Here is a 15,968-nt window from a genome sequence, read left to right on the forward strand (position 1 = left end):
ATGAGTATCAATAAAAAATTAATCATTTCATTTTTTATTATTTTAACTATACCAGGAATTATTATCGGTGGTGTTTCATATCAAACTGCCAAAACAAATTTTGAACATCAAATGACAGCTAAAGCAAAGGAGAATATTTCGATTTTAAATACTGTTATTTCTCAAAATATAGAAGAGAAATTTGTTGATGCGACGTACTTTGCAGACATCTTAACAGAGGATACATATCCAAATGGACAGGAAGAAATAGTAAGAACGAAGTTAGCACAATATATAAAGCTTCATCCAGAAGTAGAAGGTATTTATATTGGAACAGAGACAGGAAAGTTTATAAGAGAACCATTTATCCAGATGGCTGATGGGTATAATCCAACAGATAGATCTTGGTATAAAGAAGCTCATGAAAATAAAGGGAAAGTAATTGTTACTGCACCATATCAGTCAGCATCTACAAAAAATATGGTAGTGACAATTGCGAAAGAAGTAAAAGATGGTAAAGGTGTTATAGGAATTAATTTAAATTTAGATAACATCTTAAAAATTTCCAAAATGATTAACATTGGTGAAAAAGGTTATGCAGTTATTTTAGATCAAAATAAGCAAATTGTTAGTCATCCATCTAGAAAACCAGGTGCAAAAGTTACTGATCCTTGGATTAAACCAATTTATGAAGATAAACAAGGAAATGTGTCTTATACAGAACAAGATGATAAAAAGAATTTAATCTTTGCAACAAATGAGAAAACGGGCTGGAAAGTAGTTGGCGTTATGTTCGATGAAGAAATTACCCAAGCTGCCAGTCCAGTGTTTTATAAGACTTTGATTGTCATTGCTATCGCTATTGCATTTGGTAGTATATTAATTTATTTCATTACAAAGTCTATTACAAGGCCATTACGAAAAATAGCTGAATCGGCATATAAAATTAGTAAGGGAGATTTAACAGAGAAAATTACAATCCATTCCAAGGATGACATAGGGAAATTAGGGAATTCATTTAATGAAATGTCTACGTCTTTACAAGATGTTATTACCCAAATTAGCTTTTCAGCAGAACATGTTGCAGCATCGGCAGAAGAGTTAACAGCGAGCGTACAGCAAGCAAATGATGCGACAGATCAAATTACAATTGCAATGGAACAAGTATCAGGTGGGGCTGAATCACAAAGTCAAGGTGTTGAAGAAGGTGCGGCTACATTGCAACAAGTAAATACAGCAATTCAAGATGTAACTGGAAGCGCAGAGTCAATTTCTATTTCCTCATTACATGCGCGAGAAAGAGCTGAAGAGGGAGAAGATTTAGTTGAACAAACTGCAAAACAAATGCAGTCTATTTCTAGGTCGGTATCCGAGTCAGATGCTATTATTAAACTGCTTGATGAGAAATCAAAGCAAGTAGGAGCTATTTCTGAAGCAATTCAAAACATCGCAACTCAAACAAACTTATTAGCTTTAAATGCGGCTATTGAAGCAGCAAGAGCAGGTGAACAGGGACGAGGATTTGCTATTGTAGCAGATGAGGTTAGAAAATTAGCAGAGCAATCAGGAGAGTCATCTGGAGAGATTGCAAATTTAATTGCAGAAATTAAGGCGGATATTGAACATACTGTTAAGGCGATGGATAATGTGAATGGAGAAGTTCAACAGGGCCTTGATGTTGTAACAAAAACGAAAGTAAGTTTTACGGAAATTTTAAGTTCTACTACACATATTGTTTCTCAAGTTAATCAAATGGTAGAAACAACGAAGAGAATTGCTGGAGATGCAAATGAAGTGACAAATGCTATTGATGAAATTGCAGCTGCTGCAGAAGAAAATACAGCTAGTATGCAAAGTGTTGCAGCTTCAACAGAAGAACAGGTTAATTCCATGGAGGAAATTAGTTCAGCTTCGCAAAACTTAGCTGAGATGGCAGAAGAACTACAAGCGATGACTAGTAAATTTAAAGTATAATAACAGCAGATAAGTAAGGTGAAAATAATATCACCTTACTTATTTTTCTATTCAGCAATTAGGGGAGTCATTAACGGGATGAAAAAAAGAAGAAGACTATGGAATTTATGGAAAACGATTACATTGTTAGTTTGTACAGTTGTAATTTTTTCTTTACTTGTGACAGATATATTAATTAGTCATAATGTAGAACGGACGACGGAGGATAGCCAAGCAGAGAAGGCAAAAACAATTGCACACATTGTGGCGAATGATTCGATTGTAATCGATGGTTTGGTTGGGAAAGCAGATACCTCTGCAATCCAAACGTATACAAATAGAATATTACAAAACACAGGTGTTCAGTTTATTGTAGTTATGGACATGAATGGAATAAGAAAGTCACATCCAAATCCTCAAAAAATAGGGCATCATTTTATTGGGGGAGATGAAGGGCCTGCATTGAAAGGAAAAGAACATGTATCGTTAGCAGAAGGAACTTTAGGTATTTCCATGCGAGTGTTTGTACCAATATTTTCTGAAACAGGTGAACAACTTGGAGCTGTGGCTGTTGGTATTTCAGCAGATAATGTAAAAGAGAGAGTTAAGGAAAGTAGACATATCATTTATATTGGTGTCGGAGTTGGTGTATTAGTCGGAATTATAGGAGCAATATTGCTAGCTAGACATATAAAGAAAAGTTTATTCGGTCTTGAGCCGCACAGGATAGCAAAAATTCTTGAAGAAAGAAATACGATGCTACAATCTGTAAAGGAAGGTATTATTGCTGTAGATAAAGAGGCTAGAGTAACATTAATTAATAATGAAGCGAAACGTCTATTTAAAAAAAGCGGACTTGAAGAAGATTTTATCGGTAAAGATGTTGAGTTGTATATGCCAAATTCACGTATAAAAGAAGTATTGCAAACGGGAGAAGTACAATTAAACGAAGAACAAAATATTTATGGAATTACGATTGTGACGAATCGAGTTCCTTTATATGTAAAAGGAGAAATAGTTGGTGCAATTGCAACATTTCGTGATAAAACAGAGATTAGAAAACTAGCAGAGGAACTAACTGGTATTAGACTATATGCAGAAGCATTACGGGCACAATCTCATGAGTTTATGAATAAGATGCATGTCGTATTAGGGCTTACACATATGAAGCAGTATGAAGAATTACAGAAGTATATAAGCGGCATGGTATCAGAGCATCAATATGAAATTGGTGGAGTTATGAAAAGAATAAAAAGTCCAGTATTTGCTGGTTTTTTACTAGGTAAGCTCAGCTATGCTAGAGAGAAAAATATAAAATTAATTATAAGTGAAGATTCTTATATGCCGGAAATAGATGATGAAAGTATTACTCATGAACTTATTACGATTGTCGGAAATTTAATTGATAATGCATTAGAGGCAGTTACGAATTGTGAAAAGAAGCGAGTTGAAGTTAAGATACAACATGGGGATATACTAACTATTACAGTACAAGATACGGGAAAAGGTATACAAGAAAAAGAAATAGAGGAATTATTTACGAAAGGTTATTCCACAAAGGGAGATAACCGCGGTTATGGTTTGTATCTTGTAAAAGAAAGTATACAGCGAATAAATGGGGAAATTCATATGCATTCATTAGTAGGTAAGGGAACAACGATAACAATTGAAATACCTAAAGGTAGGGATGAGAGGCAAATATGATTAAAGTTTTAATTGTAGAAGATGACCCGATGGTAGCAATGCTAAATACGCATTATTTAGAGCAAGTAGGAGGATTTGAACTTGTTCAAGCAGTTAACTCAGTAAAGTCGGCGATCGAAATATTAGAGAAATCACGAGTAGATTTAGTATTACTTGATATTTTTATGCCTGAAGAGACTGGTTTTGAGCTTTTAATGTATATCCGGAACCAAGAAAAAGAAATCGATATTATAATGATTTCAGCTGTACATGATATGGGAAGTATTAAAAAAGCATTACAATATGGTGTAGTAGATTATTTAATTAAACCATTTACATTTGAACGATTTAAAGAGGCATTAACTATATATCGAGAAAAACTTACTTTCATGAAAGAACAACAAAAAATTAGTCAATCGGAATTAGATTCGTTAATTTTACAAAAAGAAAAAAGGGAGCCTACTGTCACGAAAGAGCTTCCGAAAGGGTTAACGAAGCAAACGTTGCAATTAATTTGGCAGAAGATCGAGTCGTTGAATGGAAGAGTGTTTACAACAGATGAAATGGCACAATTAGTTGGAATTTCAAGAGTTTCTATTCGAAAATATGTAATGTTTTTGACTGACATTGGGGTGTTAGAAAACGAAATGATGTACCAACATGTGGGCAGACCTGTAAGTAAATTAAGATGTGTTGATCAAAAGAAAATAGAGTTTTACGTATAAGCGACTTAATATAAGTCGCTTATACTTTTTTTAATTACAAAATCAATTACAAAACTTACAAAAACTATTTTTACTATTGAAAGCGTTTTAATATTGTTATTAAGAAAACGAGGGGGTGCCATATGGGAATTCAAAAGAATGTGGAAGCGGTATCATTTTCTGAAGGAAATGAAGTACAAAGAGAATCTTTCGCTTCTAAAATTATGAATGTAAAAATCGGTGTTATACCTTTACCGTTATATGTAGTATTGGCTGCTATTATTTATGGGGCATCTGTATATAATAAATTGCCAGCAGATATGATTGGTGGATTTGCAGTTATTATGATCATGGGGATTTTCTTAGGCGATATTGGGATGAGAATTCCAATTTTAAAAAATATCGGCGGTCCAGCAATACTTTCGTTATTTATTCCATCATTACTTGTATTTTTTAACTGGATGAATCCAGCTTCAATGGAAGCTGCGACTATGTTAATGAAAAAATCGAACTTTTTATATTTATATATTTCTTGTTTAGTAGTCGGAAGTATTTTAGGAATGAACCGTAAAGTGTTAGTACAAGGTTTCGTTCGCATGTTTATTCCTTTAGTAGTAGGGACATTAGCTTCTGTAGCAGTAGGGTTATTGGTCGGTTCATTATTTGGATTTGAAATGAAGCACACATTCTTCTTTATCATCGTACCAATTGTGAGTGGTGGTATCGGGGAAGGGATTTTACCATTGTCGCTAGCTTATAGTGATATTTTAAATGAATCATCAGCGACGTTTGTATCACAGCTTATTCCAGCAGCTATTATTGGAAATATGTTCGCAATTGTAAGTGCAGGGTATATGAAGCGTTTAGGTGAGAAGAAACCGGAGCTTAGTGGTAACGGTGTATTAGTGAAAACAGACAATCAAGCAGAATTATTAAAAGAACAAAATACAGAGAAGCCAATTGACTTCTCATTAATGGGAGCAGGTTTATTAATTGCGTGTACGTTCTTCATCTTCGGAGGATTTGCTTCTAAGTTCATCGGTATTCCTGGGGCAATCATTATGATTTTTTCAGCAGCACTTGTGAAATACTTTAAATTAATGCCAGCAAAAATGGAGCAAGGAGCATTCCATTTATATAAATTTATTTCGAAGAATTTAACTTGGCCTTTAATGGTTGGATTAGGATTGCTATATATTCCGTTAAAAGACGTAGCAGCAGTTCTTTCAGTAGGATATGTTGTTGTGTGCGCATCGGTTGTTCTTACAATGGTAGCATCAGGTTTTCTTGTAGGGAAAGTGATGAAGATGTATCCAGTTGAATCGGCGATTGTAACTGGATGTCATAGCGGTTTAGGCGGAACTGGAGATGTTGCTATTTTATCGGCTTCAAATCGTATGGAATTAATGCCGTTCGCGCAAATTTCAACTCGTTTAGGCGGGGCGGCAATGGTTGTAACGGCGACAATATTATTAAAAATGTTTTCATGATCAAACAAGCTAGCTATATTCGTATAGCTAGCTTGTCAAATTAAGGGGAGATTATAAGTATGTTAGCAAATCAAATTAATGAAAGATCATTGTTATTGCATAAAGAATTAGTAGGGAAAATTGAAATTACAAGTAAAGTGGAGGTAAATTCAGCGGATGATTTAAGCCTGACGTATACACCAGGTGTAGCGGAGTCGTGTAAAGCGATTGCGGCAGATGAAGAAACAGTGTATGACTATACAGCACGTGGCAATATGGTGGCAGTTGTTTCAGATGGAACAGCGGTACTCGGTTTAGGAAACATTGGACCGAAAGCCGCTATGCCTGTTATGGAAGGAAAAAGTATTTTGTTTAAGAAGTTTGCGAATGTAGATGCTTTCCCATTATGTTTAGGCACAACGGATGTAGATGAAATCGTTACCCTTGTAAAAAATTTAGAGCCTACATTTGCAGGGATTAATTTAGAAGATATTGCAGCACCGCGTTGTTTTGAAATTGAAAAACGATTAAAAGAAGAAACGAATATTCCTGTATTCCATGATGATCAACATGGAACAGCTATTGTCGTTTTAGCAGCTGTTATTAATGCATTAAAAGTTGTTAGCAAACAAATGGATAATGTGAAAATCGTTATTAACGGTGCGGGTTCGGCAGGAATTGCAATTGGAAAATTATTATTAAAGGCTGGTGCAAAGCACATTACGCTAGTTAGCCTAGAAGGTATTGTTTGTGAAGGTGAAACATGGATGAACGAAGCACAAATTGAAGTTTCAAAAAAGACAAATCGTGAACATGTGCGTGGAACGTTAAAAGAAGCAATTCACCAAGCTGATATTTTTATTGGCGTATCTGCTCCTAACGTATTAACGAAAGAACTTGTACAGACGATGAATGAGAAAGCAATTGTGTTTGCAATGGCTAATCCAATTCCAGAAATCTTCCCTGAGGATGCATTAGAGGCTGGGGCAGCTGTAGTAGGAACTGGACGCTCGGATTATGCGAATCAAGTAAATAATGTATTGGCGTTTCCCGGAATATTCCGCGGTGCGTTAGATGTGCGCGCAACTGATATTACAGAAGAGATGAAATTAGCGGCAGCATATGGGATCGCTAACATCATTACTGATGAAGAACGTAATGCGAATTATGTAATTCCGAATCCATTAGATAAAAGAGTTGTTCCAAGTGTTGCAGAAGCAGTAGCGAAAGCAGCTATTGATTCAGGCGTGGCACAAATTACGAAAATACCACGTTATTAATAGCGAAAAGCAGTGCCTAAAAGGCACTGCTTTTTTGAGATAAGAAATCAAAATAATGAAGAAGTGTAGAATTATTTATGTTTCTTCACTATTTATTTAATTCCATTGCAACTTGTTTACCATTCACTAAAACCTCAGTTACTGCTACGATCACTTCTATCATTTTTTTCATCTCTCATCTCTCCTCGTTTCATTTCTTACTTTAAGTATAAGAGAAGAGAGATAATTCAACTATCGAAGTACATGACGTAGAAATTACATTGTTGTAAGAAAGTGGTTTATTTTTGTCACTTTACTCAGCAGTGATTACAAACTGATCATAATATTTTTCATTCACATATATATTTAATAACCATAATCCAGATGAAGGTAGTGACATAGTGAGAGGGAGTTCGTTTGTAGTAGAATCGATTGTATTTGAAGTAGTCCAAGTTTGTTTGGAAGTTTCTTTTTGAAAGAGTACTTGTGTCGGAGTTACAGATCCTTGTTTTAGCGCAATAATAGACAATTTTCCAGTTGGTATTTCAGAATCTAGAAAGTGCCACATTATTTCATTTTGTTCATTTGCGATAATAGGACTATCAGCCATTGCGACTTTACCCTCGATGCCTTTTAAAGGCATTTTTCCTTCTACGAAAGAAGGTGTTTCTTCCCAATTTACATCTTTTAAAACACTAAGGTGAAAGAAGGAAGGTGCGTTCACTTGAGTGGATGACGTTGCTATTACGTCTTTTTTTTGTTCTTTTGAATCCGGTTGCGTTTGTGTGCATCCGGTGATGAGGAAGGAGAGAAGTAGCATAGTTCCGATTTTTTTCATGGTGCCACACTCCTAGTTTTTATTGTTAGTGTAATTGTATTTGCTAGAAGGCGGGACAATTCCTTTAAAGTATAAAAAGAGGTCGTAAGTTTTGTACGACCTCTTTTGACATTTTTATCCCGTAAAAGCCCGATTGGTGTAGGTTAATAATTAGTGGGAGATAGTCCCCACTAATTAAAGTTTCATTTTATATTTGTTCCGTTGTATAGGTTGGTTCGGTTTCTTTTTGAGGCATCGTCAAAAAAATAACGGACAGAACGATACATACGCCGCCTAATAATTGATATGTTCCAAAAGATTCATTTAGCCAAGTGATTGAAACGATGGCAGCTACAAGGGGTTCAATGCTAGATAAAATGCTTGTTTCTGTTGCTGCTAAATATTTAAGACTACCGATATATAGAAGGAAAGAAAGGGTACCACTAATAATGATAAGAATAAGCATAGAAAAAGTTTTTAGTGTAAGGGTTTGTGAAAATTGATTCCACCCGAATGAACGATTATAAATAAGTAGTGCAATTCCTCCGATTAACATCCCCCAACCAATTACTACAGTTGTCCCGCATTCTTTAATGAGAGAAGCCGGATGAAGGGTATAAAATGCAAATCCGATTGCTGTTAATAGTCCAAAAATAATAGCTTCTTTGGATAAAACAATATTTTCAATTGAGCCATTTGTAATAATAAAGTATGTTCCTATTAGCGCGGCTATAATTGCGAATAGTTGCATGGAAGCAGGGAATTTTCTTTGTTCAAATGCAACATACATGGTAATAAGAACAGGACCTAGAAATTGAAATAGCGTTGCTGTGACTGCATTACTAATATGAACCGTTTCGATAAAGGCGTATTGCGCACCGAGCATGCCGAGAATAGAAAAAATAATAAGTTGTATAGAATATCTAGGGTGTTTCCAAATTTGAAATATGTTTTGTTTCTTTATAAGTAAGAAAGACAAAATAAATATTCCTGCAAGCAACAATCGAATTGTTAAAAAATCAATTGAGGATACATTAGTATGCTGAAATAGCCACTGAATCATTGGACCAGATAATCCCCATAATGTAGCCCCTGTAATAATCATAATAAGTCCGATACGTCTACCATTGTTCATTATCATGTTTCTCCTCTCCGGTATTTGATTTTTTATGTGTGATATGATAAAAGGAATTATATATAAAATCTGGTACTGTAAAAAGTGTCAGATTTTAGTTTTATTAAGGGGTCAGATATTATGTTAGAATTAACGCCTAATTTAAATATGAATAGTAAAAAGGCATTGTATGTGCAATTGTATGAGTATATAAAAAAAGAGATTAAAGATGGATCGATTGTCCCTTTTACGAAATTACCGGCTAAGCGAAAGTTAGCGATACATTTACAAGTAAGTAAAAATACAGTAGAGGCAGCGTACGAACAATTACTTGCAGAAGGTTATATTGAGTCGATATCGAGAAAAGGCTATTTTGTATGCAAAATTGAGCAAATGGCTCATGTAGAGGATAGCGGAGATAGAATAGAAGAAGTACCGTTTCAGGAGAAGAGTTATAAATTTGATTTTACACAAACAGGAATTGATACAAATGCTTTTCCATTCAATATGTATCGGAAAATTGTAAATGAAATATGGCAGCCGCATAATAACGAACTTCTCTTTCTAGGACACCCTCAAGGAGAAGCGAGCTTAAGAGAAGAGATTACGAATTATTTGTATGAATCTAGAGGTGTACGTTGTTCAGCTAGTCAAATTGTATTAGGAGCGGGAACACAAATATTAGTGAAACTATTGTTTCAATTGTTAAAGGGAAGCAATTATGCAGTTGAAAACCCAGGGTATCATAGAAAGATGGTTGTTTTTGAACAGGGAGAAGCAAGAGTCCAAATGTTATCTTTAGATAGAGATGGAATTTGTATTGCAGATTTAGAAAATAGCAATGCGAATGTTGTATTTGTTACACCTTCCCATCAGTTTCCATATGGAATGATTATGCCTATTACGAGAAGGATGCAGCTTTTACAATGGGCAAAGAAAGAAGAGAGCAGGTATATTATTGAAGATGATTACGATAGTGAATTTCGCTATTCTGGAAAGCCTATACCGGCGCTGCAAGGGTTAGATACAGAGGGGAAAGTTATTTATATGGGGACGCTATCTAAAGCATTATTGCCATCGCTACGGATGAGCTATATGGTGTTGCCGAAGAAATTAATTAAAAAGTATCAACAGCAATATTTATTTTATACACAAAGTGTTTCAAGAATGGACCAAGAAGTGATTAGAAGATTTTTAAATGAAGGCTATTGGGAAAAACATATTCATAAAATGCGTGTCGTCTACCGAAAGAAGAGAGATCGACTTGTTTTTGAAATAGAGAAGTATTTCTCTAATCGTGTTGAAGTGATAGGAGAAGATTCGGGATTACACATTTTATTAAAAGTGCATAATGGAATGCGGGAAGAAGAATTAATTCAAGAAGCTGCGAAACATAGTATCAAAATATATCCTGTGTCTACGTACTATAAAGACGGTACGGCGCCTGAGAATGTAGTTTTACTTGGGTTTGCGATATTATCAGAGGGTGAGATTGCGAAAGCGATTCAATTATTACACACGGCATGGTTTACAAGAAAGTAAAAAACATCCTCCAAACATGAGGATGTTTTTTATTATTTATTTTCATCTAAGAATAAGACCATATGCTCTTCGTCCCAATATTGTCCGTTATATTTTAATGAACGTTCTTGTACACCGAATGTTTTAAAACCTAATGATTCATAAAGTTTTTTCGCTCCATCGTTGCCAACAACAACATCAAGCATAACTTGTTCTACTTCTAAAGATTTAGCAAGCTCAAGACATTCTTTAATAAGTGCTTTTCCTGCTCCAAGTCCGCGTGCTTTTGGAGATACATATACAGAACCGATTTTAGCTTTATGTTCTTGTTTTACATATGGTTTCGTTTCCAGTGTTGCAACCCCGATTAATTTTCCATCTTTAAATGCACCTAGCGTATAGTTTTCGTCTTGTGCTAATTTTTGTGCTTTATATTCAATCGCACACTCTTTATTAATAATATCTTCATAAGAAGAGCTGAATGCTTCAGGGTTTTGCTTTAATCCTTCTACGCGAAGTTCTAAGTAAATTTCTGCTTCGTCTTTTGTTAATACATGGATATCCAATTATATCACCCTCCAAATCTTTGCAAATGTACCTTTATTTTATATTGAAATAAGAATAATTTCAAAAGCTTAGCTTATATGAGCTGTTGTTATGAACAAAATAACACCAGTAGTGTTTACTACTACTGGTGTTTTCACACGCATATTATTCAAAAGGTAGCTCGATTATAAAGTTTGTTCCCGCTCCTAATTGGCTTGTTACTAGAATAGAACCGTTATGCAATTCTACAATTTCTTTTGCAACAGCTAGCCCGATGCCTTTTCCGCCTGTAGCTCGTGTTCTGGATTTATCAACACGATAAAAACGGTCAAAAATATGCGGGATATCTTCTTCAGGAATACCTTCACCTTCATCTTGTACACTTATTGTAAAAGAATCTGTTTCCATGAGTACACGTATCGTAATGGATGTGTTTTCTGGCGAATGTTGATAAGCGTTGTGTAATAAATTTAACATAACTTGTTCCATACGTCTTTCGTCTATGCAAACTTCTAAATCATCTTTGCAATATACATGAAGTTGCATTTGCTTATTCGTTAATGTTGTTTTTGTTTTTTCAACCATTCGTTCTAAAAATGGCTGAAGAAGCACTTTTTGTTTTTTTATAACAAATTGGTGTTGTTCTAATTGTACAAGCATAAATAAATCTTGGACGAGATCGGTTACACTATCCGTTTCATCCTCAATAATTTGTAAGTATTCTTCTCGCTCCTCTTTTGTTAAAGAGTCTCTCTTTGCTACCTTCGCATAACCTTTCATATAGGTCAATGGAGTTAATAGTTCATGAGCGACACTAGCGAGAAATTCATTGCGCTCTTTTTTCATATACGTAAGTTCACTCGATAAATCTTCAATTGTTTTTGCTAAACTTCCGAGTTCATCATTTCGTTTAATACCTAATTGAATTGGCTTGTTTAATTTTGACATTTTTTCTGTCGCTCTCTTCATTTTTACAAGTGGTTCTGTAATAACGCGTGAAAAAACAAAGACAGAAATTGTTGTTAAAATAATTGTTAAAACACTAATGATAAGAAATTGGTTCATGAGTTTAAGTAACATATTTTCTAGGAAAGATGTTTTTAATAACATATATAGCTTTCCTTGAAACTTTGTTGTGTTAAGTGGGCTTACTGTTGTGATGAACTTTGATTTTTTCCAGTTCCTTTCAACGACCAATCCGCCGTCTGGGACAGTTTCTGTTTTACAAGTAAGTTGTTTTTGCATATCTTTTGTTACGGGTTCTGAGGTGGAAATAATTTTGCCGTTATGGTCAGTAATAATGATAGCTATATCGGAGTTAGAAATTGATTCCGATTCAACTAAGTGTGCAGCCTCATTCGTAATATCGAACTCAGGGTACACAGGACGTTTAGGATTTTTATTATGTTCAGCGTGTTTTATTTCTTTATAATATTCATCCCGTCTCTCGCGGCTTTTAATTTTTTTACTATAGCGATTACCTTTCTCTAAAAGAGCATCTGTTTCCTCTACAATACGCATTTTTGAAAGGCTTTTATAAAAAGATACGAAGGCAATTGTTTCAATACATAAAGCTAATATTAAAAAGTATGTCCCAATTTTAAGGGAAAGTTTACTCATTTTTTCACCATACCTTATTCATAATAAAGAGTCAGTGGTATACGATTTCCCACTGACCGAAGTAATTATTCACTTTTCCATTTATATCCGACTTTATAGACCGTTTCTAGGTAATCTTCAATAGGAAATCCTTTTTTGCGTAGTTTATCACGGATATTACGAATGTGTGAATCAATTGTTCTATATTCGATATCTGTTTCATAGCCCCAAATTTTTTCGATTAAATCATCTCGGCTATAAGCACGGTTTGTATTTTGTAAAAATAGTCCGAGTAACGAAAATTCGATAGGAGTTAATGAGATTTTTTCATCATAAACTGTGACAGTATGTTTCGTTTTATCCCACTCAATACCATTGAAACTAACAAAGCCATCTTTTTTTGTACGGCGTAATATAGCCTCGATTCGTGCGACTAATACATGCTCATCAAATGGTTTTGTAATATAATCATCTGCGCCCATCGTGAGGCCTTTCACCATATCGTAGTTTTGGTTGCGAGCTGTTAACATAATGATAGGAACGTTGGAAATTTGACGAATTTGATAGCAAGTATCCCATCCATCCATACTTGGCATCATAACATCTAATAAAATAATATCGAATTCTTTTTGTTCGATTAATTTTAGTGCTTCAAGGCCAGAGGTAGCTTTCATACAAAAATAGCCGCGAGGGCTTAAGAACAGATCTAATAATCGTAACATACGTTCTTCATCGTCTACTAATAAAATTTTTACCATAATCTTGTGCACCCCAAACTGTTCATTCTACTTGTATAGTTTACATGAAAATAATAAAAAACTCTTTTTATGTGATTGAATGGAGGGCTGATTTTTTCGCTCAGAGTAATTGACATAAAAAATGCACTAGTTTTGCACAACTATTTTTTATAATAGAAAACGTAGCGACACAAAATACCCTATGTTGCGACATAACGTCATGTCATTTTATTTATAAAATGACAATTCCATTCTATTGTGTATGTGAGATAGAGAGGGTTTTCGTATTCACCTCGCATCGGATAAGAAAAATTTCCTATCTCACACTTTTTTTAAAAGGAGATCATACACATGAATTCAAAAGAAGAAATTTCAAAAAAAGAAAAGCAAGATCGTAATACGGTTGTCATGTGCGTTGCCGTATCTATGGTTATTATTATAAGTTGCGTAAATAAAATTTTGGGGATTTTATAATATAAAAAAAGCTGATTGCTTCTTAAGAAGCAATCAGCTTTTTTCATTGTTAGGGGGAGTGTTCATATAATAAACCAAGGTAAAATTGCTAATCCAGAAGTTACAATTGCTGTAGTAAATATTAAAAGCGTAGCTCGTTTGTTTTGTTTCATGTCACATTCTCCTCTACATATCAAGTACATGCGATCAGCGTGGGATGTAGTTCCCCACTGAGTAAAGTTTCACTTTATATTTTTAGTATAATGAATGGAAAGGTTTGGTACGATCGATAAAGGTGACATGAAGATTACATTGTTGTAATGAAAAAAACATCTTTCTTATTAAGAAAGATGTTTTTGGAAAACTCCCCCACTGAGTAAAGTTTCACCTTATATTGAAGTATTAATCATTTAAGAACAGAACCATATGTTCCTCGTCCCAATATTGACCGTTATGTTTTAATGAACGCTCTTGTACGCCGTAAGTTTGGAAACCTAATGACTCATATAATTTTTTTGCTGCATCGTTACCAACTACAACATCGAGCATAAGTTGTTCTACATGTAATTTATCGGCATTTTCAATAATTGCTTTAATTAGAGCTCGTCCTGCTCCAAGGCCACGCGCTTTTGGGGAAACAAAAACGGAGCCAATTTTTGCTTTATGTTCTTGTTTAATGAAAGGCTTTGTTTCTAAAGTAGCGATACCAATTAAATCGTTATCTTTGAAGACCCCTAGAGTATACTTATCCGGATTGCTTAATCGTTTTGCCATAGCAGCTACAGGATCCTCATGTTTAAGAACATCTTCATAAGAAGAGCTAAAAGCTTCCGGGTTCTTCGTTAAACCTTCCATACAAACTTTTAAATATATTTCTGCGTCCTCTGTCGTTAATAAGCGAATTTCCATCGTTGTAACCTCCTTGGTCGATTTTAAATAAAATAAATCCATTGCTTTTATAAGAATGTGTATGCGTTTTGTTAGAAGTCTCTTTTAATTTGTAAAAGAATGAAAAGATATATGCTACAATGTTTTGTTTTAATTATGTAATGAAATTATATATTAACTTTATTAACTATTCAAGTGTTTAATATGTTACATTTTTATAACTAAAATAACTCCTCGATTGAGGAGTTATTTTTTAAACATTGGATTGATAGCCATCAATTCGTTTTGGATGTGTGTAAATATTACAAGAGTCATTTCTAATAAACCCTACGACTGTAATGCCTAAATCATGGGCAAGTTGCAATGCTAGTTTTGTTGGGGCAGATTTAGATAGAACAATTTCACATCCGATTTTTGAAACTTTGAGTAAAATTTCAGATGAAATACGTCCGCTAAATGCGATAATTTTTCCTTTAACAGATATATCATTGCGTAAACAATGACCGTATATTTTGTCTAATGCATTATGTCTTCCGATATCCATTCTTGATAGAAGGATATTATTTCGATCACATAGCGCGGTATTGTGAACACCACCAGTTTGGCGAAAGGTAGTGGAAGATTGTTGTAAAGTATTCATTAAGTAAAAACATTCTTCAGGAGTAATTTTTACGTGTATATCATGTAAGTCTTTTGCTTTTGCTGCGTCGTTTACGAAAATAAAACCTTGTCTACCTTTTCCGCAGCAAGAAGTGACGTATCGTTTATTATATAAAGTTTGATAGAGCGGATTCACTTTTGATGATTTTACATGGACAATTCCGTTATCTTTTTGAACCCATAGTTCTTCAACATCGTTATAGGAAGAAATAATCCCCTCAGAAATTAAAAAACCAATTACCATATCTTCAATATAATTTGGTGTGCATACGACTGTTACATATTCTTCACCATTCAATTTAATAGTAATAGGAGATTCTGTAACAATCTCATCCAGTTGTTTTGAAAATGTACCAGATTGATAACGTACAATTGTATAAGTCTCTTGCGTAGGCCCCATATTTAATTCCCCTTTTATATGTATTTCTCTCCCACATTTATCATAAAACAATGGGAAAAATAAAAACACCTATTAACAAGAAGATCACAGATTATTTTGGTTATTATTGTATATGTACGATATAATAGAACTGTAGAATAGTGATATTTTCAAGCTTTCGTAGTTATACCTTATAACATCTAGAAT

At 34.3% G+C, this 15,968-nt stretch carries 14 protein-coding genes and 1 pseudogene; 8 read left to right on the forward strand and 7 right to left on the reverse strand.

The genetic code is table 11. The annotated features are described in order from the left end of the window. Positions 1–111: 111 nt before the first annotated feature. From ACTFP3_RS23045 to ACTFP3_RS23070, 6 genes and pseudogenes are all read left to right on the forward strand, one after another. Positions 112–1,014 (forward strand): annotated as a pseudogene (locus ACTFP3_RS23045) (cache domain-containing protein); the annotation flags it as partial. A 120-nt stretch (positions 1,015–1,134) separates the two neighbouring features. After that, complete coding sequence (locus ACTFP3_RS23050) at positions 1,135–1,953, forward strand: methyl-accepting chemotaxis protein (protein WP_432804035.1); 819 nt, start codon at positions 1,135–1,137, stop codon at positions 1,951–1,953. A 78-nt stretch (positions 1,954–2,031) separates the two neighbouring features. After that, the gene (locus tag ACTFP3_RS23055) at positions 2,032–3,636 is read left to right on the forward strand and encodes a sensor histidine kinase (RefSeq protein WP_000747345.1); all 1,605 of its coding nucleotides are present in this window, start codon (positions 2,032–2,034) and stop codon (positions 3,634–3,636) included. Then, positions 3,633–4,340: a response regulator gene (locus tag ACTFP3_RS23060; RefSeq protein ID WP_000598666.1), complete on the forward strand. Its 708-nt coding sequence runs from the start codon at positions 3,633–3,635 to the stop codon at positions 4,338–4,340. Before ACTFP3_RS23055 ends, ACTFP3_RS23060 begins: the two co-directional genes overlap by 4 nt. 122 nt (positions 4,341–4,462) lie before the next feature. Next, positions 4,463–5,809 carry a 2-hydroxycarboxylate transporter family protein gene (locus ACTFP3_RS23065; protein WP_000512722.1) on the forward strand — a complete coding sequence of 449 codons (1,347 nt, stop codon included), beginning with the start codon at positions 4,463–4,465 and terminating at the stop codon, positions 5,807–5,809. Between the two features lie 59 nt (positions 5,810–5,868). Beyond that, on the forward strand, positions 5,869–7,068 hold the full coding sequence (locus tag ACTFP3_RS23070; protein WP_000880780.1) for an NAD(P)-dependent malic enzyme: 1,200 nt from the start codon (positions 5,869–5,871) through the stop codon (positions 7,066–7,068). 292 nt (positions 7,069–7,360) lie between these two features. On the opposite strand, the gene ACTFP3_RS23075 is transcribed toward ACTFP3_RS23070, so the two are convergent. Further along, positions 7,361–7,885 carry a DUF4871 domain-containing protein gene (locus ACTFP3_RS23075; protein WP_000719692.1) on the reverse strand — a complete coding sequence of 175 codons (525 nt, stop codon included), beginning with the start codon at positions 7,883–7,885 and terminating at the stop codon, positions 7,361–7,363. A 187-nt stretch (positions 7,886–8,072) separates the two neighbouring features. Further along, positions 8,073–8,999 (reverse strand): DMT family transporter, encoded by a 927-nt coding sequence (locus ACTFP3_RS23080; protein WP_001059054.1) that lies wholly within the window; start codon positions 8,997–8,999, stop codon positions 8,073–8,075. Positions 9,000–9,119: 120 nt separating this feature from the next. Here ACTFP3_RS23080 and pdxR point away from each other — a divergent pair, with 120 nt between their 5' ends. Beyond that, positions 9,120–10,520: a MocR-like pyridoxine biosynthesis transcription factor PdxR gene (gene pdxR / locus ACTFP3_RS23085; RefSeq protein WP_025710215.1), complete on the forward strand. Its 1,401-nt coding sequence runs from the start codon at positions 9,120–9,122 to the stop codon at positions 10,518–10,520. 32 nt (positions 10,521–10,552) lie between these two features. Here pdxR and ACTFP3_RS23090 read toward each other — a convergent pair whose 3' ends face one another. The 3 genes from ACTFP3_RS23090 to ACTFP3_RS23100 form a co-directional block, all read right to left on the reverse strand. Beyond that, complete coding sequence (locus ACTFP3_RS23090) at positions 10,553–11,065, reverse strand: GNAT family N-acetyltransferase (protein ID WP_000351212.1); 513 nt, start codon at positions 11,063–11,065, stop codon at positions 10,553–10,555. A gap of 145 nt (positions 11,066–11,210) precedes the next feature. Then, positions 11,211–12,665 carry a HAMP domain-containing sensor histidine kinase gene (locus ACTFP3_RS23095; protein ID WP_144596984.1) on the reverse strand — a complete coding sequence of 485 codons (1,455 nt, stop codon included), beginning with the start codon at positions 12,663–12,665 and terminating at the stop codon, positions 11,211–11,213. A 65-nt stretch (positions 12,666–12,730) separates the two neighbouring features. Further along, the gene (locus tag ACTFP3_RS23100) at positions 12,731–13,402 is read right to left on the reverse strand and encodes a response regulator transcription factor (protein WP_000238957.1); all 672 of its coding nucleotides are present in this window, start codon (positions 13,400–13,402) and stop codon (positions 12,731–12,733) included. 330 nt (positions 13,403–13,732) lie between these two features. On the opposite strand from ACTFP3_RS23100, the gene ACTFP3_RS23105 reads away from it, so the two are divergent. Next, positions 13,733–13,855 carry a hypothetical protein gene (locus ACTFP3_RS23105; RefSeq protein WP_001085006.1) on the forward strand — a complete coding sequence of 41 codons (123 nt, stop codon included), beginning with the start codon at positions 13,733–13,735 and terminating at the stop codon, positions 13,853–13,855. Between the two features lie 381 nt (positions 13,856–14,236). Here the strand turns inward: ACTFP3_RS23105 and ACTFP3_RS23110 are convergent, their stop codons facing one another. Both ACTFP3_RS23110 and fdhD read right to left on the reverse strand, forming a co-directional pair. Continuing rightward, complete coding sequence (locus ACTFP3_RS23110) at positions 14,237–14,743, reverse strand: GNAT family N-acetyltransferase (protein ID WP_000405875.1); 507 nt, start codon at positions 14,741–14,743, stop codon at positions 14,237–14,239. Between the two features lie 232 nt (positions 14,744–14,975). Further along, positions 14,976–15,782: a formate dehydrogenase accessory sulfurtransferase FdhD gene (gene fdhD, locus ACTFP3_RS23115; RefSeq protein ID WP_000529241.1), complete on the reverse strand. Its 807-nt coding sequence runs from the start codon at positions 15,780–15,782 to the stop codon at positions 14,976–14,978. Positions 15,783–15,968: the final 186 nt, after the last annotated feature.

The sequence above is a fragment of the Bacillus cereus group sp. MYBK5-2 genome (assembly GCF_051915685.1).
Classification (GTDB): Bacteria; Bacillota; Bacilli; order Bacillales; family Bacillaceae_G; genus Bacillus_A; species Bacillus_A cereus.